Raw genomic sequence first — 23,873 nt, 5'->3', positions numbered from 1 at the left:
GATGTTTGTCACTGACTATTTCCGATATTCAGGCGTTGAAAAATCAAAAAACTGGAAAAATAATTTTAAATATCATCAAAATTAACACCTAGTGCAGATAGTTGATTAATTTCATTTTGATATTTCGCCTGGCAATTTTGAAGTCTTTTTTCAACTTTATCTTCGAGATCCTTAAAGTCTTTGTATTTATTTTCAGGATGGTCAACGTCAACTTTGTTAGCGAATAAAGTAGAAATTATTTCTTTTACATTATCGCGTCTAAATTTTGCATCGTCCACTTGAAAATTATATCTTATTGCTCGACCTAAACGTTTAAAAACTTCGTTAGGTTCTCTCAGTCTTTCCCCGTTGAGCTCGTTTACAACCTGATGATCGGAACCAGTTGCAAATGATTCTGCCATGATAGCTTTACTGCTTTCAAACCACGCTGAAGCACTCTTGGCGTTTTCACTACAATATTGGGTGAGACTATCACCATTAATACGAATTCCTCTTTGAATGTGGTAGTCGTCCTGATCGTAGTAACCGAGAGATAAGTAATCATTTCCGTTTTTATTTTTAATTACAATAGCGAGAGAGTCGCCTTTTTTATCTTTACCGTACCAGGTAAATAAGTCCGTTGGTTCGCTTTTCCCGCTCTCATCAAATTCCGTTACCGTATGTCTGAGTTTGTGTGATATCTTATCGAAGATAAAACCAGGATCTCCATCATATATTTCTTTTAATGCGCTGAAGATCATTTCCTTGTTATTGATATCATGAGTCTTCTCAACTATGTTGTCATTAATGATAGTACGGACGAGTTCTTTGTCTTTATAGTTCGCAGGTAATTCTATTGGTTCTTGGTTGTCGATACCAATAGTAATATGGTCTGTATCATTGGAGCCAATATCAATATAAGTAACTGAGGAATTATTAATATTAAATCTATAAGGATCGTCGTTTACTCGTATGGCGTTTTTTATAAGCTCAAGTAGATGTTTAATACAGGTGCTTATTCCTTCCTTACCATTAAAAAGGTTTTTGAACTCTTGTACTAATCCATTAATTTCATCATTGTTATTTTCATTGATGGATTCTGGGTAAGCTGCGCTGGTATTGTTGATTGAAATAGATGGTAGCATGATTTTATTCTATGTTGATTGATTTGTTACAAATATATATTACCTAATGAAATAGACTATCAAAAAACGCTCATTTATTTAGAACCTATCTTTAATTTGAGTGTATAAGCGCACAATAGCCAGGGGGGTTGAGTATCCTGGAAATGCAGAAAAGTAAACTCTTTGAGAAGGACGAGCAGAACGCTTGAAAATATGCATTTCCCTTCAGGTTTGTCTGTGGATACCACTTACTGATTTGAAAGGGCAAGCTGCCATCAGGCTGTTTGCAAAACTCAGGAGGCAAGCAATGAGGAAACTACTTTCGGTGAAGTGGGGGAGTTAAAGTCACCTGCATAGCAGGTGACTTTATCCAGGCGAACGCGTTATCAGAACGCGTAGTTAAAGTTAGTACCGAACAGCCAGGCTTTACCTTCAGACTCGAACTGGTATGGGCCTTCGTTAATTTTCACGCTCTGACCGTGCATATAAGAAACACCAACGTCGACTGAAGCATCTTTATTAAATGCGTAAGTCGTACCTGCACTCAGCCAGAAACGGTCCTGGTCCGGAATGGAGATAGAACGATTCTGAGCCGGAACTGGGCTGTCATCAAAGGCGATACCGGTACGGAAAGTCCAGTTATCATCGTAGTAATAAGTGGTACCCAACGCGATGCGGTAAGCATCTTTAAAGCCTTCATGTTTCTGGAACAGCGTGTCGCCACTGGTTGAGGTCGCTTTCAGCTGCTGGAACTGACTCCAGCTGGTGTAAGCCAGGCTATAGTGAATCGCCCACTGTGGATCAACACGGTTATAACCTGACACTTCCCACATTTCAGGCAGGTTCAGCGTCAGATAACCCGATTGCGTTGCGCCACCTGTCGCGGTAGGAATTGGCAAACCGTAGTTATTAAACGCACGATTAAGATCGCTGCTGTAGTTACCTTTGAAGTCAATTTTCACTTCAGAACGGTAGGTCAGTGCATAGCGGTTATTTTTATCCAGTTCATACAGGATTCCGGCGTTCCAGCCAAAGCCCCACTGGTTACCGTTCAGATGAGCGATTTTGGTATTACTGTCGATACCGTTGGCGGTAGCTGCCAATGCTTGCCCTTGAGGAGTTTGCCCGGCAGGAGATTGCATAATCTGACCAGCAACCAACTGCCCCAGATCGCCTGCGAAACGTTCAATTTTCGCGCGAGCGTAGATGGCGTTGAAACCAAGACCAAAGCTCCATGCATTATTTAAGCGATACGCACCGCTTAAGTTCAGGTTCATGGTTTCAAGGTCAGTTGTACCCCCGACAGAGCCGCCTGCATAAGTATCATTAAACTCTGTTGCCAGACCATAGTTAGAGGTAATAGAAGCGCCCCAACCAAATTGGTCGTTAATCGGTGCAACAAAGTGCATGTTCGGAACCCATGCCGTAGGCGCGATGTTATCGGCTTGCAGGCTACGACCAGACGGAGACGTTCCGCTGATATTCACATCCGGGTCAATATAAACCGCACCCGCAGAAAATGTCGGGCGGTCAAACATGGTAATCAATGCGGGGTTACGGCTAACGTTACCTGCATCATCGGCAATTGCGCCTTCCCCTGAATAAGCCCGGCCCAGGCCAGAGGAAGAAAATTCGTTTAACTGAAAGCCTGCCGACCAGGCCTGGGTGGAGATAAGTGCCACTGCGACTGCGAGAGCAGACTTTGTAAACAGGGTTTTCTGGCTCATGACCATAACCTCAATGATTTATTTTTATACAAACTATGTTACGTGCTGTAACAGGAGCGCGAAGTGTAGGGTCTGAGGTACATCTTAGAAATCAGACCAGTGGCGAGAGTATAGGTCGGACCAGCTAGAATGTTGCAAGTATGTTTCCATCTTTTTTCAAATATGATCTAAGAAACGCGATCCAGCTGGCAAAATTTGGAGGTTGCGCACTCGCGGATTCGGGTGAATTTTGTTTTAGATCATTTTTAAGTGTGATTTCGGTCACTTATCCGATTTTGCAGAATTAACAACTGGAGCAGCACTTTCCGGAAGCGTAAAATATCCACAACGTTTATCTGGCACCTTGGGTGCACATACAGAGGAAATCAACGATGAGTAAATGTAGTGCTGATGAAACCCCGGTTTGCTGCTGTATGGATGTTGGCACCATTATGGACAACTCCGACTGCACCGCGTCTTACAGCCGCGTGTTTGCAAACCGCGCAGAAGCAGAACAAACGCTGGCGGCGCTGACTGAAAAATCCCGTAGCGTGGAATCCGAACCGTGCAAAATCTCCCCGACTTTCACTGAAGAGTCTGACGGTGTGCGCCTGGATATCGATTTCACTTTTGCCTGCGAAGCTGAAATGCTGATCTTCCAGCTGGGTCTGCGTTAATTCCTCTCGGGTACGTACGCCCCTGTCAGTTGCTGGCAGGGGCGTTTTCTTTTCTTTCTTCTGTCTTCACTGTGTCATAGCTCCCACTTTCCTTTTTCTCCGCTTGGCTAAATGTAAAAAAATGGTTAATACTATGATCAGGTCAGACCACTTTATTTATTTTTTTACAGGGGAGTGTTATGGGTCAGGTTTTACCACTGGTTACCCGCCAGGGCGATCGTATCGCCATTGTTAGCGGTTTACGTACGCCTTTTGCCCGCCAGGCGACGGCTTTTCATGGCATTCCCGCGGTTGATTTAGGGAAGATGGTGGTAGGCGAACTGCTGGCACGCAGCGAGATCCCCGCTGAAGTGATTGAACAGCTGGTCTTTGGTCAGGTCGTACAAATGCCTGAAGCCCCCAACATTGCGCGTGAAATTGTTCTCGGTACCGGAATGAATGTGCATACCGATGCTTACAGCGTCAGCCGCGCTTGCGCTACCAGTTTCCAGGCGGTTGCAAACGTCGCAGAAAGCCTGATGGCGGGAACTATCCGAGCGGGGATTGCCGGTGGGGCAGATTCCTCTTCCGTATTGCCAATTGGCGTCAGTAAAAAACTGGCGCACGTGCTGGTTGATGTCAACAAAGCTCGAACCATGAGCCAGCGCCTGAAACTCTTCTCTCGCCTGCGTTTGCGCGACTTAATGCCCGTACCGCCTGCGGTAGCAGAATATTCTACTGGCTTGCGGATGGGCGACACCGCCGAACAAATGGCGAAAACCTACGGCATCACCCGAGAACAGCAAGATGCATTAGCGCACCGTTCGCATCAGCGTGCCGCTCAGGCATGGTCAGACGGAAAACTCAAAGAAGAGGTGATGACTGCCTTTATCCCTCCTTATAAACAACCGCTTGTCGAAGACAACAATATTCGCGGTAATTCCTCGCTTGCCGATTACGCAAAGCTGCGCCCGGCGTTTGATCGCAAACACGGAACGGTAACGGCGGCAAACAGTACGCCGCTGACCGATGGCGCGGCAGCGGTGATCCTGATGACTGAATCCCGGGCGAAAGAATTAGGGCTGGTGCCGCTGGGGTATCTGCGCAGCTACGCATTTACTGCGATTGATGTCTGGCAGGACATGTTGCTCGGTCCAGCCTGGTCAACACCGCTGGCGCTGGAACGTGCCGGTTTGACGATGAGCGAACTGACATTGATCGATATGCACGAAGCCTTTGCAGCTCAGACACTGGCGAATATTCAGTTGCTGGGTAGTGAACGTTTTGCTCGTGAAGTACTGGGGCGTGCACATGCCACTGGCGAAGTGGACGATAGCAAATTTAACGTGCTTGGCGGTTCGATTGCTTACGGACATCCCTTCGCGGCGACCGGCGCGCGGATGATTACCCAGACATTGCATGAACTTCGCCGTCGCGGCGGTGGATTTGGTTTAGTTACCGCCTGTGCTGCCGGTGGGCTTGGCGCGGCAATGGTTCTGGAGGCGGAATAATGGAAATGGCATCAGCGTTTACTCTTAATGTTCGTCTGGACAACATTGCTATCATCACCATCGACGTACCGGATGAGAAAATGAATACCCTGAAGGCGGAATTTGCCTCGCAGGTGCGCGCCATTATTAAGCAACTCCGTGAAAACAAAGAGTTGCGCGGCGTGGTGTTTATCTCCGCGAAACCGGACAATTTTATCGCCGGAGCAGACATCAACATGATTGGCAACTGCAAAACGGCGCAAGAAGCGGAAGCACTGGCGCGGCAGGGCCAACAGTTGATGGCGGAGATTCATGCTTTGCCCATTCCGGTTATCGCGGCTATTCATGGCGCTTGCCTGGGCGGTGGGCTGGAGCTGGCGCTGGCGTGCCACGGTCGCGTTTGTACTGACGATCCCAAAACGGTGCTCGGTTTGCCTGAAGTACAACTTGGATTGTTACCCGGTTCAGGCGGCACCCAGCGTTTACCGCGTCTGATAGGCGTCAGTACAGCATTAGAGATGATTCTCACCGGAAAACAACTTCGGGCGAAACAGGCATTAAAGCTGGGGCTGGTGGATGACGTTGTTCCGCACTCCATTTTGCTGGAAGCCGCTGTTGAGCTGGCGAAGAAGGATCGCCCATCTTCCCGCCCTCTACCTGTACGCGAGCGTATTCTGGCGGGGCCGTTAGGTCGTGCGCTGCTGTTCAAAATGGTCGGCAAGAAAACAGAACACAAAACTCAAGGCAATTATCCGGCGACAGAACGCATCCTGGAGGTTGTTGAAACGGGATTAGCGCAGGGCACCAGCAGCGGCTATGACGCTGAAGCTCGCGCCTTTGGCGAACTGGCGATGACGCCGCAATCGCAAGCTTTGCGTAGTATCTTTTTTGCCAGTACGGACGTGAAGAAAGATCCCGGTAGTGATGCACCGCCTGCGCCATTAAACAGCGTGGGAATTTTAGGTGGTGGCTTGATGGGCGGCGGTATTGCTTATGTCACTGCTTGTAAAGCGGGGCTTCCGGTCAGAATTAAAGATATCAACCCGCAGGGCATAAATCATGCGCTGAAGTACAGTTGGGATCAGCTGGAGGGCAAAGTTCGCCGTCGTCATCTCAAAGCCAGCGAACGTGACAAACAGCTGGCATTAATCTCCGGAACGACGGACTATCGCGGCTTTGCCCATCGCGATCTGATTATTGAAGCGGTGTTTGAAAATCTCGAATTAAAACAACAGATGGTGGCGGAAGTGGAGCAAAATTGCGCCGCTCATACCATTTTTGCTTCGAACACGTCATCTTTACCGATTGGTGATATCGCCGCTCACGCCGCGCGACCTGAGCAAGTTATTGGCCTGCATTTCTTCAGTCCGGTGGAAAAAATGCCGCTGGTAGAGATTATTCCTCATGCGGGTACATCGGCGCAAACCATCGCCACTACGGTAAAACTGGCGAAAAAACAGGGCAAAACGCCCATTGTCGTGCGTGACAAAGCCGGGTTTTACGTCAATCGCATCTTAGCGCCTTACATTAATGAAGCTATCCGCATGCTGACCGAAGGTGAACGGGTAGAGCACATTGATGCCGCGCTAGTGAAATTTGGTTTTCCGGTAGGCCCAATCCAACTTTTGGATGAGGTAGGAATCGACACCGGGACTAAAATTATTCCTGTACTGGAAGCCGCTTATGGAGAACGTTTTAGCGCGCCTGCAAATGTTGTTTCTTCAATTTTGAACGACGATCGCAAAGGCAGAAAAAATGGTCGGGGTTTCTATCTTTATGGTCAGAAAGGGCGTAAAAGCAAAAAACAGGTCGATCCTGCCATTTACCCGCTCATTGGCGCACAAGGGCAGGGGCGACTCTCCGCACCGCAGGTTGCTGAACGGTGTGTGATGTTGATGCTGAATGAAGCAGTACGTTGTGTTGATGAGCAGGTTATCCGTAGCGTGCGTGACGGGGATATTGGTGCGGTATTTGGCATTGGTTTTCCGCCATTTCTCGGTGGACCGTTCCGCTATATCGATTCTCTCGGCGCGGGCGAAGTGGTTGCAATAATGCAACGACTGGCCACGCAGTATGGTTCCCGTTTTACCCCTTGCGAGCGTTTGGTCGAGATGGGCGCGCGTGGGGAAAGTTTTTGGAAAACAACTGCAACTGACCTGCAATAAGAAGGTCAAAGCTATATGAATCCGCGCTGAATGGCGGAGTGTTGGTCAAAATGTAAACGCATATTGACTATACTTACGCCATTGAGGTAAAAAACAGCGTTTCATTCGGTGAATGGATAAGGCACAATGCCGGCCACCGTTTTCTTTCTCTGGTTTCAGATGAAAGAAAACGGGCGAATCTGGTTAACAAAAGCGGTGCAATATGCAAGTTTTTATCATGCGTCACGGCGACGCAGCCCTCGATGCCGCCAGTGATTCGGTTCGTCCTCTGACCACTAATGGTTGTGACGAATCTCGCCTGATGGCGAACTGGCTGAAAGGTCAAAAAGTGGAAATCGAACGCGTTCTGGTGAGCCCGTTCCTGCGAGCCGAGCAAACACTGGAAGAAGTAGGGGATTGTCTGAACCTGCCTTCCAGTGCAGAAGTTCTGCCGGAGTTAACGCCCTGCGGCGATGTTGGTCTGGTCAGTGCCTATTTGCAGGCGTTGACCAATGAAGGTGTTGCTTCGGTACTGGTGATCTCTCACTTACCGTTAGTCGGGTATCTGGTTGCCGAGTTATGTCCGGGCGAAACGCCGCCTATGTTTACCACCTCGGCCATTGCCAGCGTAACGCTTGATGAAAGCGGAAACGGTACATTCAACTGGCAGATGAGCCCGTGTAATCTGAAGATGGCAAAAGCTATCTGATGTGTTCCAAATTATGCCCAATGAGGTAGATTCATTGGGCATAATTGCTCATTAGGCAGCGGATATCTGTCAACCTCACTACTATCGAAGACTCTCCTTATCTATAAATAAAACACTTTCTACATTCATTCGGAAATTATTCTTCTGCGCGTATCTTGATTTTGCCCAAAGTTACATGTTGAAATGAATAATGTCTGTTTGACACTCAGTGTCATTTATTAATACAGATAATAGAGAAAATAGAGTTGAATAATCAGGCAGGATGTAATTGAAACTTGATTAAATTCTGGCTATAGTGTTTATATATTATATTGTCAAAAGTGGATAAATGCCAATCGCATTATATGTTCATTGTTTGTTTTTTAAGCTGTTGATATTCATTATTGATATACTTTCTATTTTTTCTAAATACTTATTCCGTATTTTTTAAGGATGTCCTTAAGATAACCTTTCTTCTGTCAATATATTAATTAAATCTACATTTACTCTTTAGTAAAATTAAATTGGATCAGGGGTGTGGAAACATCACTATGCGGCCCCACACCAATGAATACAATTTTCTACGACCTGTTCTTTTTGGGTCGCATGCCGTATTCAATGGCTGGGTATAAACATTGGCTATTGACTGAATCAATGTATTGCAATGTTTATATTTTTAATTATTTATAGTTTAAGGACAAATAATGAGTAAGTTTGTTAAAACAGCTATTGCTGCGGCAATGGTGATGGGCGTGTTCACCTCTACGGCAACAATCGCTGCGGGTAACAACGGTACTGCACGTTTTTACGGCACCATTGAAGACTCAGTGTGTTCTATCGTTCCGGACGATCACAAACTGGAAGTTGATATGGGTGATATCGGTGCCGAAAAACTGAAAAATAACGGCACCACCACGCCGAAAAGTTTCCAGATTCGTCTGCAAGATTGCGTATTTGATACTCAGGAAACAATGACCACTACCTTTACTGGTACCGTTTCTTCTGCAAATAGCGGCAATTATTACACCATTTTCAATACCGATACCGGTGCGGCATTTAACAATGTTAGCCTGGCGATCGGTGACTCTCTGGGTACCTCTTACAAAAGCGGCATGGGTATTGACCAGAAAATAGTGAAAGACACTTCTACCAACAAAGGCAAAGCGAAGCAGACACTGAACTTTAAAGCCTGGCTGGTCGGCGCAGCTGATGCGCCAGATCTGGGTAATTTTGAAGCAAATACCACCTTCCAGATTACTTACCTGTAAGGCATACCCCCATAGCGACACTGCTATGGGGGATTTAAATGGATTTTGACCGAACAAGAATAAAAACGGATAGAAACGTGTATGCCTGACCATTCTCTTTTTCGATTACGGATTCTTCCGTGGTGCATTGCGCTGGCAATGTCAGGGAGTTATAGCAGTGTCTGGGCTGAAGACGACATTCAGTTTGATTCCCGTTTTCTGGAATTAAAAGGCGACACAAAAATTGATCTGAAGCGTTTTTCCAGCCAGGGATATGTTGAGCCCGGAAAATACAATTTACAGGTTCAACTAAATAAACAGCCATTGGCGGAAGAGTACGATATTTACTGGTATGCTGGTGAAGATGACGCGAGCAAAAGCTATGCTTGTCTGACACCGGAACTGGTAGCGCAGTTTGGTTTAAAAGAAGACGTGGCGAAAAATCTGCAATGGAGCCACGATGCTAAATGCCTGAAATCCGGTCAACTGGAAGGCATGGAAATTAAGGCTGATTTAAGCCAGTCCGCATTAGTCATTTCACTGCCACAGGCTTACCTCGAATATACTTATCCCGACTGGGATCCGCCTTCACGTTGGGATGACGGCATCTCCGGGATCGTCGCGGACTACAGCATCAACGCACAAACCCGGCACGAAGAAAATGGCGGTGATGATAGTAACGAGATCAGCGGCAACGGGACGGTTGGGGTTAACCTAGGGCCGTGGCGTATGCGTGCTGACTGGCAGACTAACTATCAACATACTCGCAGTAATGATGACGATGAATTCAGCGGCGATGAAACTCAAAAAAAATGGGAGTGGAGTCGCTACTATGCCAGGCGGGCGTTACCATCATTAAAAGCCAAACTGGCGCTGGGCGAGGATTACCTCAGATCCGATATTTTTGATGGTTTTAACTATGTTGGTGGCAGTGTCAGTACTGACGATCAAATGTTGCCTCCCAATCTGCGCGGCTACGCGCCAGACATTTCCGGCGTGGCACACACCACAGCAAAAGTGACCGTCAGCCAGATGGGGCGTGTGATTTACGAAACGCAGGTTCCGGCTGGACCGTTTCGTATTCAGGATCTTGGTGATTCTGTCTCCGGTACGTTGCATATTCGCATTGAAGAACAGAACGGCCAGGTGCAGGAATATGACATCAGCACCGCCTCGATGCCATACCTCACTCGTCCAGGTCAGGTTCGCTATAAGATCATGATGGGCCGTCCGCAAGAGTGGGGACACCATGTCGAGGGTGAATTTTTTTCTGGTGCTGAAGCTTCCTGGGGGATCGCTAACGGCTGGTCGTTATATGGCGGCGCACTGGGAGATGAAAACTATCAGTCTGCGGCGCTTGGTGTCGGTCGCGATTTGTCTACATTCGGCGCGGTCGCGTTTGATGTTACTCACTCGCACACCAAACTGGATAAAGACACCGCTTATGGCAAAGGTTCGCTGGACGGTAACTCCTTCCGTGTGAGTTATTCCAAAGACTTTGACCAGCTCAACAGCCGCGTTACTTTTGCTGGATATCGCTTCTCGGAAGAGAACTTTATGACCATGAGCGAGTATCTGGATGCCAGTGACAGCGGAATGGTACGCACGGGCAACGACAAAGAGATGTACACCGCCACTTATAACCAGAACTTCCGCGATGCGGGTGTTTCGGTTTATCTCAACTATACCCGCCATACCTACTGGGATCGCGAGGAGCAGACAAACTACAACATCATGCTCTCGCACTATTTCAATATGGGCAGTATTCGTAATGTCAGCATCTCGATGACTGGCTACCGTTACGAGTATGACAACCAGGCCGACAAAGGCATGTACATTTCGCTCAGTATGCCGTGGGGCGACAACAGTACCGTTAGCTATAACGGTACTATGGCAGTGGGACGGACAGCAGTCAGGTCGGTTATTTCAGCCGTGTCGATGACGCGACTCACTATCAGTTGAACGTCGGCACCAGTGACAAACACACCAGCGTTGACGGCTATTACAGCCATGATGGTTCGCTGGCGCAGGTTGACCTCAGTGCGAACTACCATGAAGGGCAATACACCTCTGCGGGCTTGTCGTTACAGGGCGGCGCAACGTTTACTGCCCACGGTGGCGCACTTCACCGTACCCAGAATATGGGCGGGACACGCTTGTTGATTGATGCCGATGGCGTTGCCGATGTTCCGGTAGAAGGTAACGGTGCTGCTGTTTATACCAATATGTTTGGTAAAGCCGTCGTTTCTGACGTCAATAACTATTACCGCAATCAGGCGTATATCGACCTCAACAAACTGCCGGAAAACGCCGAAGCAACCCAGTCGGTGGTACAAGCCACGCTAACTGAAGGGGCGATTGGCTACCGCAAATTTGCCGTCATCAGTGGTCAAAAAGCGATGGCGGTGCTGCGTTTACAAGACGGCAGCCATCCTCCGTTTGGCGCAGAAGTAAAAAATGATAACGAGCAGACAGTGGGCCTTGTCGATGATGACGGCAATGTTTATCTGGCTGGGGTGAAACCTGGCGAACACATGAGTGTGTTCTGGAGTGGTGTTGCGCATTGCGATATCAACCTGCCGGACCCGCTGCCTGCCGATCTGTTTAACGGCTTGTTACTGCCATGCCAGCATAAAGGCAACGTCGCGCCGGTTGTTCCTGATGACATAAAGCCTGTCATTCAGGAGCAGACGCAACAGGTGACACCCACCAATCCCCCTGTTTCTGTTTCAGCTAACCAATAACGTGATTAAGGAATGATCCATGTCTGATTTACTTTGCTCTGCCAAATTGGGTGCTACGACGCTAGCGTTACTGCTTAGCGCTGCCAGTTTGTCTGCCCAGGCTTCTGTAACGCCAGATCGTACCCGTTTGATATTTAATGAAAGCGACAAATCAATCAGCGTGACGTTGCGCAATAACGATCCGAAACTGCCTTATCTGGCCCAAAGCTGGATCGAAGATGAAAAGGGTAACAAGATCAGTTCACCGTTAACTGTTCTGCCACCGGTGCAACGCATCGATTCAATGATGAACGGGCAGGTAAAAGTGCAGGGAATGCCGGATATCAACAAATTGCCTGCCGATCGTGAAAGCCTGTTCTACTTCAACGTGCGTGAGATCCCGCCAAAATCAAACAAAGCCAACACGCTGCAAATAGCACTACAAACGCGTATTAAGTTGTTCTGGCGACCGAAGGCGCTGGAGAACGTCAGCATGAAAAACCCCTATCAATATAAGGTTACTTTAACCCGCAACGGTCAGGAATTTACCGTCAATAACCCGACGTCGTATTACGTCATTTTCAGTAATGCCAGCACACAGAAAAATGGCAATCCGGCAGCCGGTTTCTCGCCAATAGTGATGTCGCCGAAAACCTCTGCACCGCTGAATGTGAAGATGGGTAGCGTGCCGGTACTGACCTATGTCAACGACTATGGCGCTCGGATGCCGCTCTTTTTCACTTGCAACGGTAACAGTTGCTAGGTCGATGAAGAGCAGAGCCGCAAAGGCTGAGGCCGGGAGAGCCAGTATGAAAGGATCTTGTTCTGTCTGGGCGGTAACTGGGTTACTGATATGTTGTGTTGGTAGCGGCTTTGCAGTTGCAGCGAGTAAGTCAGTAAGTATGAATTTACGGGTGCTTGTCGATGCCCCTCCTCCTTGTACGGTAAATGGTGCGGCAGTTGAGTTTGGTAATGTATTCATTAATAAGATCAATAGGGTTGATTATAAACGTCCCATTGACTACTCGCTTGTTTGTAACAATCTGGCAATGGATGACCTGCGTCTACAGATGCAGGCGACAACGGTCGTGATTAACGGTGAAACAGTTATCAGCACGGGTATTCCTGGGTTTGGTATTCGGGTTCAGAAAAGTAGTGATCACACAATACTCGACTTAACCTCTGGCTCATGGTTGCCATTTAATTTTTCCTCGGGAGTTCCCGTTCTGGAAGCTGTGCCGGTGAAACAGAGTGGTACAACGTTAGCGGCAGCTGAATTTAACGCCAGTGCCACAATTGTGGTGGATTACCAATGAAACGGATCTCGCTTATTTTGCTGTGGGGCTTTTGCTCGATGGCACTCTCAAACGTCTCTTTTCACGGTTATTTAGTGCAGCCGCCTAACTGCACGATTAGCAACGCTCAAACCATTGAAATAACTTTTCAGGATGTGCTTATTGATGACATTAATGGCAGCAATTATGAGCAAACCGTGCCGTATTCCATTACCTGCGATACGGCGGTTCGCGACCCATTAATGGAAATGACCTTGAGCTGGAGTGGCACACCAAGCGATTTTGATAATGCTGCAGTAAGCAGCAATATCACTGGTTTAGGCATTCAGCTCAAACAGGCAGGGCAGAGTTTTACGATCAATACGCCACTTGTGGTGAATGAAACCGATTTACCGGTGTTAACGGCTGTGCCAGTAAAAAAGAGTGGTGTCATTCTGCCAGAGGCGGACTTTGAGGCCTGGGCCACGTTACAGGTAGATTACCAATGAAGAAAAAGCGTACGTTGTTTTTTATTAGTAGCCTGATGTTGCTGGGCAGTGGAACCACAATAGCAGGAGATAATTTGCACTTTACCGGCAATTTAATCAGTAAATCGTGTACGCCAGTGATTAATGGTAGCCAGTTGGCAGAAGTACATTTTCCTGCCATTGCCGCCAGCGATTTAATGAACCTTGGGCAGTCAGAGCGAGTGCCATTGGTGTTTCAATTGAAAGATTGTCATAGTTCTACATTGTTTAATGTCAAAGTAACGTTGACAGGAACAGAAGATAGTGCTCTACCCGGCTTTCTGGCCTTTGACTCCTCGTCATCAGCATCCGGCGCTGGGATTGGTATTGAAACTGCGGCAGGCACATCGGTGCCAATCAACAATACAACAGGCGTCACGCTCCCGCTGAATCAGGGAAATAACAGCCTAAATTTTAATACCTAGTTACAGGCAAAGAGCGGGCGAGATGTAACGTCCGGAGACTTTAGTGCCACAGTGACGGCAACCTTTGAGTATTTCTGAAATGAAAAAATGGACCATAATTTTCGCGAGCCTAATGCTGCTCGTTCTGAGTGTTGTCGGCGCATCTAAGAGTTATGCTGGAGATAAACTTATGAGTGCGAGTTTTGACAGTGTGAGAGTTTATTATGCCATGGACAAGGTAACCGGTGCTGTAGCGAGCAGTGTTTTCAATGTTACGGTGATAACGCCAAAGGAGGTTGCATATGGGAAATATGATTCTTTTGCGTATAAAGGCGATACGTTGCGGGTTATTTCCTGGTCTGGGTCGGGTTCAGCTCCAACTTTGGTACTGACTGACTTTGATACAATTAATAACTCAAATTGCCCTGGCATAGATACGAAAATTTTTCGTTGTGCATATATGACGTTTAAAATTACCGTTGCATCTGATGATTATGGTTGCCCTTGGATCGCATCCTTTTATTCCTATACAGATTTACCCGGATTTGGAAGCTATACGGCCCCTACAGTGCATAACACAATATGCCCAACGATACCGGTCGCTTCATACGATATCTCCTGGAGTGAAAATTATGTCAGCCATAATAAGGCGTTACGAATTCAGTCCACGGGGTCAACAGTGACCACCACGCTTTCGACCTACCTGATGGAAGGCGGCAGACTCTGTGATGGCAGTAATTTTTCTGATAATGATGGCAGAGGAGCATACTGCCGCGCGGTATCAGAATTGTTAACCTTTACCTCTTACGGTTGTGATAAATCAACGGTAACGGTTACGCCAACTCGTCATCCGGTAACGGATAAAGTACTACACGATATTGTGGTGAATGTGAATACCAGTAGTGGGCAACCGATTGATTCGACGTGTCGTTTTCAGTATGTATTGAATGAACTGAAGTTCGTAGTATTGCTCTGATGCGTCTTATCAGGCCTACGAAGTGAATTGCAATTTATTGAATTATCACATATTTGTAGGCCGGATAAGGCGTTTACGCTGCTCCGGCATTTGCTGCCAGCATTCAGGGCAACTCCGGCGGCAACCACTCTTCCACTTCAATCAACACCAACAAAGCCGCATCACCGCCGTACTCTTTCGGTGCCTGGTGAAATGCCATCACATGCGGATGTTGTGCCAGCCACAGCGGTGTTTGTTGCTTCAAAATATGCTTCCCGTGCCCATGCATCACGCAGGCACAAAACACATGTTCGCGGCGACAGGCGGCAATCAACGCGCCCAGTTCCTGCTTGGCCTGCAGCTGCGTCAGACCGTGTAAATCCAAAAACAATTCCGGTGAATAATCGCCGCGGCGCAGTTTCTTCGCCTCAAAATGGCTGACATCCGGGCGAACATATTTCACCGGACCTTCGGTATTTAATAACGGCTGAAACTCATCGGAGAAATAATGGCTGGCATCAGCCTGCTCCTGGATCAAGCGTTTCACCGGCACTTCGCTGATTTTTTTACGCTGCGGTCGGTGGACAATCGTGTCCTGCTTAATCTTGCGAGTCCCCGCCATCAACTGGCGAAACAGAGCCTGGTCCTCCTCGCTAAGTGTTGTTTTCTTTTTCATTTATCTGTCTCTATTTCTAATTTTCCTACAGTTTACCCGACTCGTAGCACAATCGATCGTTTTAAACGTATTTTTCCTCACTCACCGCGCGTGAATGCTGATTTATCGTCATCTTCATGGCAAACTAGCCGCCGAAATTATTGCGATCATGCCCTGGAGGAATACGTGGATAAAATTTTCGTTGATGAAGCAGTAAATGAGCTGCAAACCATTCAGGACATGTTGCGCTGGTCGGTAAGCCGCTTCAGCGCGGCAAATATCTGGTACGGTCACGGCACCGATAACCCGTGGGATGAAGCCGTACAGCTGGTGTTACCATCGCTCTACCTGCCGCTGGATATCCCGGAAGATATGCGCACCGCGCGTCTGACCTCCAGCGAAAAACACCGTATTGTTGAACGCGTGATCCGCCGCGTCAACGAGCGCATTCCGGTGGCTTACCTGACCAACAAAGCCTGGTTCTGCGGTCATGAATTTTACGTCGATGAACGCGTGCTGGTGCCGCGCTCGCCGATTGGTGAACTGATCAACAATAAATTTGCCGGACTCATCAGCAAGCAACCGCAGCATATTTTAGATATGTGTACCGGTAGCGGCTGCATCGCCATTGCCTGTGCTTATGCCTTCCCGGAAGCGGAAGTCGACGCGGTAGATATCTCTCCCGACGCGCTGGCGGTTGCCGAACAGAACATCGAAGAACACGGTCTGATCCACAACGTCATTCCGATTCGTTCCGATCTGTTCCGTGATTTGCCGAAAGTGCAATACGATCTGATTGTCACTAACCCGCCGTATGTCGACGCGGAAGATATGTCCGACCTGCCAAACGAATACCGTCACGAGCCGGAACTGGGCCTGGCATCTGGCACCGACGGCCTGAAACTGACGCGTCGCATTCTCGGTAACGCGGCAGATTACCTTGCTGATGATGGCGTGTTGATTTGTGAAGTGGGCAACAGCATGGTACATCTTATGGAACAATATCCCGATGTTCCGTTCACCTGGCTGGAGTTTGATAACGGCGGCGATGGTGTGTTTATGCTCACTAAAGAGCAGCTTCTTGCCGCACGAGAACATTTCGCGATTTATAAAGATTAAGTAAACACGCAAACACAACAATAACGGAGCCGTGATGGCTGGAAACACAATTGGACAACTCTTTCGCGTAACCACCTTCGGCGAATCGCACGGGCTGGCGCTCGGCTGCATCGTCGATGGTGTTCCGCCAGGCATTCCGCTGACGGAAGCGGACCTGCAACATGACCTTGATCGTCGTCGCCCTGGGACATCGCGCTATACCACCCAGCGCCGCGAGCCGGATCAGGTCAAAATACTCTCCGGTGTTTTTGAAGGCGTTACTACTGGCACCAGCATTGGCTTGTTGATCGAAAATACCGACCAGCGTTCTCAGGATTACAGCGCAATTAAAGACGTCTTCCGTCCAGGCCATGCTGATTACACCTACGAACAAAAATACGGTCTGCGCGATTATCGCGGCGGTGGACGTTCTTCCGCCCGCGAAACCGCCATGCGCGTGGCGGCAGGGGCGATTGCCAAAAAATATCTCGCCGAGAAATTTGGTATTGAAATCCGCGGCTGCCTGACCCAGATGGGCGACATTCCGCTGGAAATCAAAGACTGGTCGCTGGTTGAACAAAATCCGTTCTTCTGCCCGGACCCCGACAAAATCGACGCGTTAGATGAACTGATGCGCGCGCTGAAAAAAGAGGGCGACTCCATCGGCGCGAAAGTCACCGTTGTTGCCAGTGGTGTCCCCGCCGGACTTGGCGAGCCGGTCTTTGACCGCCTGGATGCCGACATCGCCCATGCGCTGATGAGCATCAACGCGGTGAAAGGCGTGGAAATTGGCGACGGTTTTGACGTAGTGGCGCTGCGCGGCAGCCAGAACCGCGACGAAATCACCAAAGAGGGTTTCCAGAGCAACCATGCGGGCGGCATTTTCGGCGGTATCAGCAGCGGGCAGCAAATCATTGCTCATATGGCGCTGAAACCGACCTCCAGCATTACCGTGCCGGGGCGCACTATTAACCGCTTTGGCGAAGAAGTTGAGATGATCACCAAAGGCCGTCACGATCCCTGTGTCGGGATCCGTGCAGTGCCGATCGCTGAAGCGATGCTGGCGATCGTTTTAATGGATCACCTGTTACGGCAGCGGGCGCAAAATGCCGATGTGAAGACTGATATTCCACGCTGGTAAAAAATGAACAAAACCGCGATTGCGCTGCTGGCTCTGCTTGCCAGTAGCGCTAGCCTGGCAGCGACGCCGTGGCAAAAAATAACCCAACCTGTGCCGGGTAGCGCACAATCGATAGGCAGTTTTTCTAATGGCTGTATTGTCGGCGCTGACACGTTGCCGATACAGTCCGAACATTATCAGGTCATGCGTACCGATCAGCGTCGCTATTTCGGTCACCCGGATCTGGTGATGTTTATCCAGCGTCTGAGTAGCCAGGTGAGCAATCTGGGCATGGGTACGGTGCTGATTGGCGATATGGGGATGCCCGCTGGTGGGCGTTTCAACGGCGGTCATGCCAGCCACCAGACCGGACTGGATGTCGATATCTTTCTGCAACTGCCGAAAACTCGCTGGACCTCCGCGCAGCTCTTGCGCCCGCAAGCACTGGACTTAGTTTCCCGCGACGGTAAACACGTTGTCTCCACGCTGTGGAAGCCAGAAATTTTCAGCTTGATCAAACTCGCCGCCCAGGACAAAGACGTCACGCGCATTTTTGTTAATCCGGCGATTAAACAACAACTTTGCCTTGATGCGGGCACCGATCGCGACTGGTTGCGCAAAGTGCGACCCTGGTTCCAGCATCGCGCGCATATGCATGTACGATTACGTTGCCCTGCCGATAGTCTGGAGTGTGAAGATCAACCTTTACCGCCATCAGGCGATGGTTGCGGGGCAGAACTGCAAAGCTGGTTTGAACCTCCAAAACCGGGAACAACAAAGCCTGAGAAGAAGACACCGCCTCCGTTGCCGCCTTCCTGCCAGGCGCTACTGGATGAGCACGTGATCTAATGGAAACGTTTAATAGCCTGTTTATGGTTTCTCCGCTGTTGCTGGGAGTTCTCTTTTTTGTCGCCATGCTGGCGGGATTTATCGACTCGATTGCCGGTGGCGGTGGGTTACTCACCATTCCGGCATTGATGGCTGCGGGAATGTCTCCCGCTAACGCGCTGGCAACCAATAAACTGCAAGCCTGCGGCGGCTCTATTTCCGCCACTATCTACTTTATTCGCCGCAAAGTGGTTAGTTTAAGCGATCAGAAACTCAATATTGCCATGACCTTTGTCGGCTCAATGAGCGGCGCACTGTTGGTACAGTACGTTCAGGCTGATGTCTTACGGCAGATTTTGCCCATTCTGGTGATTTGTATCGGCCTCTATTTCTTGCTGATGCCAAAGCTGGGTGAAGAAGATCGCCAGCGCCGGATGTACGGTTTACCCTTTGCGTTAATTGCCGGTGGCTGCGTCGGTTTTTATGACGGATTCTTTGGCCCGGCTGCCGGATCGTTTTACGCGCTGGCCTTCGTTATGCTGTGCGGATTCAACCTCGCCAAAGCCACGGCTCACGCCAAATTACTCAACGCAACGTCAAACATTGGCGGTCTGCTGCTGTTTATTCTCGGCGGCAAAGTGATTTGGGCGACGGGCTTTGTCATGCTGGTGGGGCAGTTCCTCGGCGCGCGCATGGGTTCACGGTTGGTGTTGAGCAAAGGACAAAAGCTGATCCGCCCGATGATTGTTATCGTCTCGGCGGTGATGAGTGCCAAATTACTTTACGATAGCCACGGACAGGAGATCCTCCACTGGTTGGGGATGAACTAATGAACAGTACACACCACTACGAGCAGTTGATTGAAATTTTTAATAGCTGCTTTGCCGATGAATTTAATACCCGTCTGATTAAAGGCGACGACGAACCGATCTATCTTCCTGCTGATGCGGAAGTACCGTATAACCGAATCGTCTTTGCTCATGGCTTTTATGCCAGCGCAATTCATGAGATTTCGCACTGGTGTATTGCCGGAAAAGCGCGCCGTGAGCTGGTTGATTTCGGCTACTGGTATTGCCCGGACGGACGCGATGCCCAGACGCAAAGCCAGTTTGAAGATGTTGAAGTGAAGCCGCAGGCGTTCGACTGGTTATTCTGCGTGGCGGCTGGATATCCGTTTAACGTCAGTTGCGACAATCTGGAAGGGGATTTCGAACCGGATCGTGTGGTGTTTCAACGGCGGGTACATGCGCAGGTGATGGATTATCTGACAAATGGCATTCCGGAACGCCCGGCACGCTTCATTAAAGCACTACAAAATTATTATCACACGCCGGAACTTACGGCGGAACAGTTCCCGTGGCCGGAAGCGCTCAACTGAAGCCAGCGCCACGTTTTACAATGAGGAAAGAAGATGATCGCGGAGTTTGAATCACGCATTCTGGCATTAATCGACGGCATGGTTGACCATGCCAGTGATGATGAGTTGTTTGCCAGTGGGTATTTGCGTGGCCACCTGACATTAGCCATCGCAGAACTGGAAAGTGGTGATGACCACTCCGCTCAGGCGGTGCATACGACCGTTAGCCAGAGTCTGGAAAAAGCCATTGGTGCCGGTGAATTGTCGCCGCGTGACCAGGCGCTGGTGACCGATATGTGGGAAAACCTGTTTCAGCAGGCGTCACAGCTGTAAGTTGCGGCGTCTGGAGCACCATGCCTGATGCGACGCTTATCGCGTCTTATCAGGCCTACACGTCACACGTAGGTTGGATAAGGCGTTCACGCCGCATCCGGCAAACACTGCGAGAGCAGATTACCGCGCCTTAACCGCTTTACCCTTCAACAATTTCCGCACCCATAACCGATTCGGGTTTAACGCCGCCAGCGTACTGGCATCCATCGGAATCGGTTCGTCGCTCATCTGCGCCGCCAGAATCTCGGCACACAGCGGGGCAGAACACAAACCGCGAGAACCTAAAGCCGCAAACATAAAGAGATCGTCAAAAACCGGCGCGCTTACCGCCTCATCTTTTTGCTCCGCCAACGACGCATATTCCACGAGTGTTGCCTCATAATCGGGAACATTGCCTACCATTGGCAGATGATCGCGGGTGGCACAACGCACACCGCAGCGCGCCTCTTTATCACTGACATCAACCTCTTTTGCCCACTGTGCCTGCGGGAAACAATCAATCAACCGCTGGCGATTCTGCTGCTGATCGTCCTCACTGTACGCCGTATCTTCGCTGCCGCGATGATAACTGGCACCAATACAATGATGTTGATTCGCCGGATTTTGTGGCGTGAGATAACCGTCATAGCACAGCACCTGCTTCAGCTCTGCCAGTTCCGGCGTTGTCGGAATATGGCTGACCTGCCCGGCAACCGAATACACCGGGAGAGTCGACGTTTGGCTGAAACGGCTGATTTGATGCCCGTTCGCCAGTACCACTACGCTGTGTGTTGCTTGCTGATCTCCTGCAAAATTCAACAACCAACAGTCATCCTTACGGGATAAATTCTGTAACTGATATTGATAATAAATCTGCAAACCCTGCTGTTGCGCCAGTTCCAGCACATTACGGGTCAGTTCTGCTGGGCACAGCCAACCACCTTGCGGATAAGTAATGCCGCTGCAATTTGTCGCAACGCCCGTAATTTGTTCAACCGCATTTGCCTCAACGGCTACAGCCAGTTCTGCGGGTAAATCCATTGACAACATCTGTGCGATTTTATGCTGGCTTTTCTCATCCCAGCCTAACTGCGTGACGCCGCACCAGTCATGATCAAATTTAACGGGTAATTGGTCGTAAAACCGACGAGCAAAAGTAAACGCATTAGAGAAAAAGCGGTTTAGCGCCTCATCGTGTTTGCTTAATAACGGATACAGCGCCCCCTGGCGATTGCCGGAAGCACCCAGCGCGGGGGCTTCATCCGCGCAATAAAGCGCTACCTGCCAGCCGCGCCGTAATAACGCCAGCGACAACAACGCGCTGGCAATACCACCGCCGATAATCGCTACTTCCCGTTTGCTGCTGCCCGTACGATTAAACCACGGCGTGGAGCAGGGGAGTGGTAATGTCTGTTCCATCACCCCACAAAGCATTTCCCGTTTGCGCCCAAAGCCCTTACGTTTTTGCATCGTGAATCCGGCTTCCTGCAAACCGCGGCGGACAAAACCGGCAGACGTAAATGTCGCCAGCGTGCCGCCTGGACGCGCCAACCTTGCCATGGCGTTAAACAGATTTTGCGTCCACATATCCGGGTTTTTAGCTGGCGCAAAGCCGTCCAGAAACCAGGCATCTACTTTTTGATTTAGCGAATCGTCCAGTTGGCTGGTCAGTTCGTTAATATCGCCAAACCATAAATCCAGCGTCACGCGGCCTTCATCGAGCAATAAACGATGGCAACCGGGCAAGGGCATTGGCCACTGCGCCTGAAGTTGTTCTGCCCACGGAGCCAGTTCCGGCCAGTGTTGATGCGCTAAGGCTAAATCCGCACGGGTGAGGGGAAATTTCTCAAAACTAATGAAATGTAAGCGTTGTAATTGCGCTTGCGGATGCGCTTCGCGAAACTGATCAAATGCCTGCCATAGCGTCAGGAAGTTTAATCCGGTGCCGAAGCCGCTCTCTGCTACCACAAACAGAGGATGTGGATGCTCAGGAAAGCGTACCTCTAATTGGTTACCTCCCAGAAAAACATAACGCGTCTCTTCCAGCCCGTTATCGTTGGAAAAATAGACATCGTCAAAATCTCGGGAAACAGGTGTACCCTCAGCATTAAATTCGAGGTTGGCAGGTTGTATGGAGTAGTGTTTCACGTAAGTTACTCGTCTTACAGGCGGTGGCTCGATCTTAGCGATGTGTGTAAGGCTGCGCAAATTTCTCTATTAAATGGCTGATCGGACTTGTTCGGCGTACAAGTGTACGCTATTGTGCATTCGAAACTTACTCTATGTGCGACTTACAGAGGTATTGAATGAAACGTGCAGTGATTACTGGCCTGGGCATTGTTTCCAGCATCGGTAATAACCAGCAGGAAGTCCTGGCATCTCTGCGTGAAGGACGTTCAGGGATCACTTTCTCTCAGGAGCTGAAGGATTCCGGCATGCGTAGCCACGTCTGGGGCAACATAAAACTGGATACCACTGGCCTCATTGACCGCAAAGTTGTGCGCTTTATGAGCGACGCATCCATTTATGCATTCCTTTCTATGGAGCAGGCAATCGCTGATGCGGGCCTCTCTCCGGAAGCTTACCAGAATAACCCGCGCGTTGGCCTGATTGCAGGTTCCGGCGGCGGTTCCCCGCGTTTCCAGGTGTTCGGCGCTGACGCAATGCGCGGCCCGCGCGGCCTGAAAGCGGTTGGCCCGTATGTGGTCACTAAAGCGATGGCATCCGGCGTTTCTGCCTGTCTCGCCACGCCGTTTAAAATTCATGGCGTTAACTACTCCATCAGCTCCGCGTGTGCGACTTCCGCACACTGTATCGGTAACGCAGTAGAGCAGATCCAACTGGGCAAACAGGACATCGTGTTTGCTGGCGGCGGCGAAGAGCTGTGCTGGGAAATGGCCTGCGAATTCGACGCGATGGGTGCGCTGTCTACTAAATACAACGACACCCCGGAAAAAGCCTCCCGTACTTACGACGCTCACCGTGACGGTTTCGTTATCGCTGGCGGCGGCGGTATGGTAGTGGTTGAAGAGCTGGAACACGCGCTGGCGCGTGGTGCTTACATCTATGCTGAAATCGTTGGCTACGGCGCAACCTCTGATGGTGCAGACATGGTTGCTCCGTCTGGCGAAGGCGCAGTACGTTGTATGCAGATGGCGATGCATGGCGTTGATACTCCAATCGATTACCTGAACTCTCACGGTACTTCGACTCCGGTTGGCGACGTGAAAGAGCTGGCAGCTATCCGTGAAGTGTTCGGCGATAAGAGCCCGGCGATTTCTGCAACCAAAGCCATGACCGGTCACTCACTGGGCGCTGCGGGTGTGCAGGAAGCTATCTACTCTCTGCTGATGCTGGAACACGGCTTTATCGCCCCGAGCATCAACATTGAAGAGCTGGACGAGCAGGCTGCGGGTCTGAACATCGTGACCGAAACGACCGATCGCGAACTGACCACTGTTATGTCTAACAGCTTCGGCTTCGGCGGCACCAACGCCACGCTGGTAATGCGCAAGCTGAAAGATTAATTCGCAGTAGGCCGGAGTAGGTCGGATAAGACGCGCCAGCGTCGCATCCGACGTTACGC

20 protein-coding genes and 2 pseudogenes are annotated in these 23,873 nt (G+C 49.6%); 18 read left to right on the top strand and 4 right to left on the bottom strand.

Going from position 1 to position 23,873, the window contains the following annotated elements; all coding sequences use genetic code 11:
• Nucleotides 1–65 precede the first annotated feature (65 nt).
• Complete coding sequence (yfdF, locus tag ACUU1I_RS01205; RefSeq protein ID WP_449144803.1) at nt 66–1,124, bottom strand: protein YfdF; 1,059 nt, start codon at nt 1,122–1,124, stop codon at nt 66–68.
• 365 nt (nt 1,125–1,489) lie between these two features.
• Nucleotides 1,490–2,830 (bottom strand): long-chain fatty acid transporter FadL, encoded by a 1,341-nt coding sequence (gene fadL, locus ACUU1I_RS01200; protein ID WP_005070013.1) that lies wholly within the window; start codon nt 2,828–2,830, stop codon nt 1,490–1,492.
• Nucleotides 2,831–3,201: 371 nt separating this feature from the next.
• On the opposite strand from fadL, the gene ACUU1I_RS01195 reads away from it, so the two are divergent.
• The 11 genes and pseudogenes from ACUU1I_RS01195 to ACUU1I_RS01145 all read left to right on the top strand — a co-directional run bounded on the left by ACUU1I_RS01195 (nt 3,202) and on the right by ACUU1I_RS01145 (nt 14,938).
• The gene (locus ACUU1I_RS01195) at nt 3,202–3,486 is read left to right on the top strand and encodes a YfcZ/YiiS family protein (protein ID WP_005070009.1); all 285 of its coding nucleotides are present in this window, start codon (nt 3,202–3,204) and stop codon (nt 3,484–3,486) included.
• Nucleotides 3,487–3,665: 179 nt separating this feature from the next.
• Nucleotides 3,666–4,976 carry an acetyl-CoA C-acyltransferase FadI gene (fadI, locus tag ACUU1I_RS01190; RefSeq protein ID WP_000531928.1) on the top strand — a complete coding sequence of 437 codons (1,311 nt, stop codon included), beginning with the start codon at nt 3,666–3,668 and terminating at the stop codon, nt 4,974–4,976.
• The gene (fadJ, locus tag ACUU1I_RS01185; RefSeq protein ID WP_000424986.1) at nt 4,976–7,120 is read left to right on the top strand and encodes a fatty acid oxidation complex subunit alpha FadJ; all 2,145 of its coding nucleotides are present in this window, start codon (nt 4,976–4,978) and stop codon (nt 7,118–7,120) included. Before fadI ends, fadJ begins: the two co-directional genes overlap by 1 nt.
• A gap of 202 nt (nt 7,121–7,322) precedes the next feature.
• Nucleotides 7,323–7,808 (top strand): phosphohistidine phosphatase SixA, encoded by a 486-nt coding sequence (gene sixA / locus ACUU1I_RS01180; protein WP_001195819.1) that lies wholly within the window; start codon nt 7,323–7,325, stop codon nt 7,806–7,808.
• 683 nt (nt 7,809–8,491) lie between these two features.
• A complete protein-coding gene (locus ACUU1I_RS01175; RefSeq protein ID WP_000033328.1) occupies nt 8,492–9,055 on the top strand; it encodes a fimbrial protein in 564 nt (187 codons plus the stop codon).
• An 81-nt stretch (nt 9,056–9,136) separates the two neighbouring features.
• Nucleotides 9,137–11,778: pseudogene (gene yfcU / locus ACUU1I_RS01170) on the top strand (fimbrial usher protein YfcU).
• 19 nt (nt 11,779–11,797) lie between these two features.
• The gene (locus ACUU1I_RS01165) at nt 11,798–12,520 is read left to right on the top strand and encodes a fimbria/pilus periplasmic chaperone (RefSeq protein ID WP_001281619.1); all 723 of its coding nucleotides are present in this window, start codon (nt 11,798–11,800) and stop codon (nt 12,518–12,520) included.
• 4 nt (nt 12,521–12,524) lie between these two features.
• On the top strand, nt 12,525–13,073 hold the full coding sequence (locus tag ACUU1I_RS01160) for a fimbrial protein (protein WP_000842083.1): 549 nt from the start codon (nt 12,525–12,527) through the stop codon (nt 13,071–13,073).
• A complete protein-coding gene (locus ACUU1I_RS01155; RefSeq protein ID WP_000822648.1) occupies nt 13,070–13,540 on the top strand; it encodes a fimbrial protein in 471 nt (156 codons plus the stop codon). Before ACUU1I_RS01160 ends, ACUU1I_RS01155 begins: the two co-directional genes overlap by 4 nt.
• Nucleotides 13,537–14,061 (top strand): annotated as a pseudogene (locus ACUU1I_RS01150) (fimbrial protein). Before ACUU1I_RS01155 ends, ACUU1I_RS01150 begins: the two are co-directional and overlap by 4 nt.
• Nucleotides 14,048–14,938 (top strand): StfH/YfcO family fimbrial adhesin, encoded by an 891-nt coding sequence (locus ACUU1I_RS01145; RefSeq protein ID WP_011069456.1) that lies wholly within the window; start codon nt 14,048–14,050, stop codon nt 14,936–14,938. Before ACUU1I_RS01150 ends, ACUU1I_RS01145 begins: the two are co-directional and overlap by 14 nt.
• Nucleotides 14,939–15,041: 103 nt before the next feature.
• Here ACUU1I_RS01145 and smrB read toward each other — a convergent pair whose 3' ends face one another.
• Entirely contained in the window at nt 15,042–15,593 is a 552-nt protein-coding gene (gene smrB / locus ACUU1I_RS01140) for an endonuclease SmrB (RefSeq protein WP_000730806.1), read from the bottom strand.
• Between the two features lie 165 nt (nt 15,594–15,758).
• Here smrB and prmB point away from each other — a divergent pair, with 165 nt between their 5' ends.
• From prmB to ACUU1I_RS01110, 6 genes are read left to right on the top strand one after another with little or no spacing between them, the layout of a single operon-like run.
• Nucleotides 15,759–16,691, top strand: coding sequence for a 50S ribosomal protein L3 N(5)-glutamine methyltransferase (prmB, locus tag ACUU1I_RS01135; protein WP_001306448.1), 933 nt, complete (start codon nt 15,759–15,761; stop codon nt 16,689–16,691).
• Nucleotides 16,692–16,725: 34 nt separating this feature from the next.
• The gene (aroC, locus tag ACUU1I_RS01130) at nt 16,726–17,811 is read left to right on the top strand and encodes a chorismate synthase (RefSeq protein ID WP_000918472.1); all 1,086 of its coding nucleotides are present in this window, start codon (nt 16,726–16,728) and stop codon (nt 17,809–17,811) included.
• A gap of 3 nt (nt 17,812–17,814) precedes the next feature.
• On the top strand, nt 17,815–18,639 hold the full coding sequence (gene mepA / locus ACUU1I_RS01125) for a penicillin-insensitive murein endopeptidase (RefSeq protein ID WP_001043825.1): 825 nt from the start codon (nt 17,815–17,817) through the stop codon (nt 18,637–18,639).
• Nucleotides 18,639–19,448, top strand: a complete 810-nt coding sequence (locus ACUU1I_RS01120) for a sulfite exporter TauE/SafE family protein (RefSeq protein WP_000447357.1) — start codon at nt 18,639–18,641, stop codon at nt 19,446–19,448. Before mepA ends, ACUU1I_RS01120 begins: the two co-directional genes overlap by 1 nt.
• Complete coding sequence (gene epmC / locus ACUU1I_RS01115) at nt 19,448–19,996, top strand: elongation factor P hydroxylase (RefSeq protein ID WP_001089233.1); 549 nt, start codon at nt 19,448–19,450, stop codon at nt 19,994–19,996. Before ACUU1I_RS01120 ends, epmC begins: the two co-directional genes overlap by 1 nt.
• Nucleotides 19,997–20,029: 33 nt before the next feature.
• Nucleotides 20,030–20,308: a YfcL family protein gene (locus ACUU1I_RS01110; RefSeq protein ID WP_000559763.1), complete on the top strand. Its 279-nt coding sequence runs from the start codon at nt 20,030–20,032 to the stop codon at nt 20,306–20,308.
• 120 nt (nt 20,309–20,428) lie between these two features.
• Here ACUU1I_RS01110 and mnmC read toward each other — a convergent pair whose 3' ends face one another.
• Nucleotides 20,429–22,435, bottom strand: coding sequence for a bifunctional tRNA (5-methylaminomethyl-2-thiouridine)(34)-methyltransferase MnmD/FAD-dependent 5-carboxymethylaminomethyl-2-thiouridine(34) oxidoreductase MnmC (mnmC, locus tag ACUU1I_RS01105; RefSeq protein ID WP_000683816.1), 2,007 nt, complete (start codon nt 22,433–22,435; stop codon nt 20,429–20,431).
• 158 nt (nt 22,436–22,593) lie between these two features.
• Here mnmC and fabB point away from each other — a divergent pair, with 158 nt between their 5' ends.
• Nucleotides 22,594–23,814: a beta-ketoacyl-ACP synthase I gene (fabB, locus tag ACUU1I_RS01100; RefSeq protein WP_000817166.1), complete on the top strand. Its 1,221-nt coding sequence runs from the start codon at nt 22,594–22,596 to the stop codon at nt 23,812–23,814.
• Nucleotides 23,815–23,873 lie beyond the last annotated feature (59 nt).

It is taken from the genome of Shigella sp. SIG3 (genome assembly GCF_053555855.1).
The sequence above is the reverse complement of the archived record's forward strand: the minus strand, read 5'-3'. Positions and strand labels throughout refer to the sequence as shown.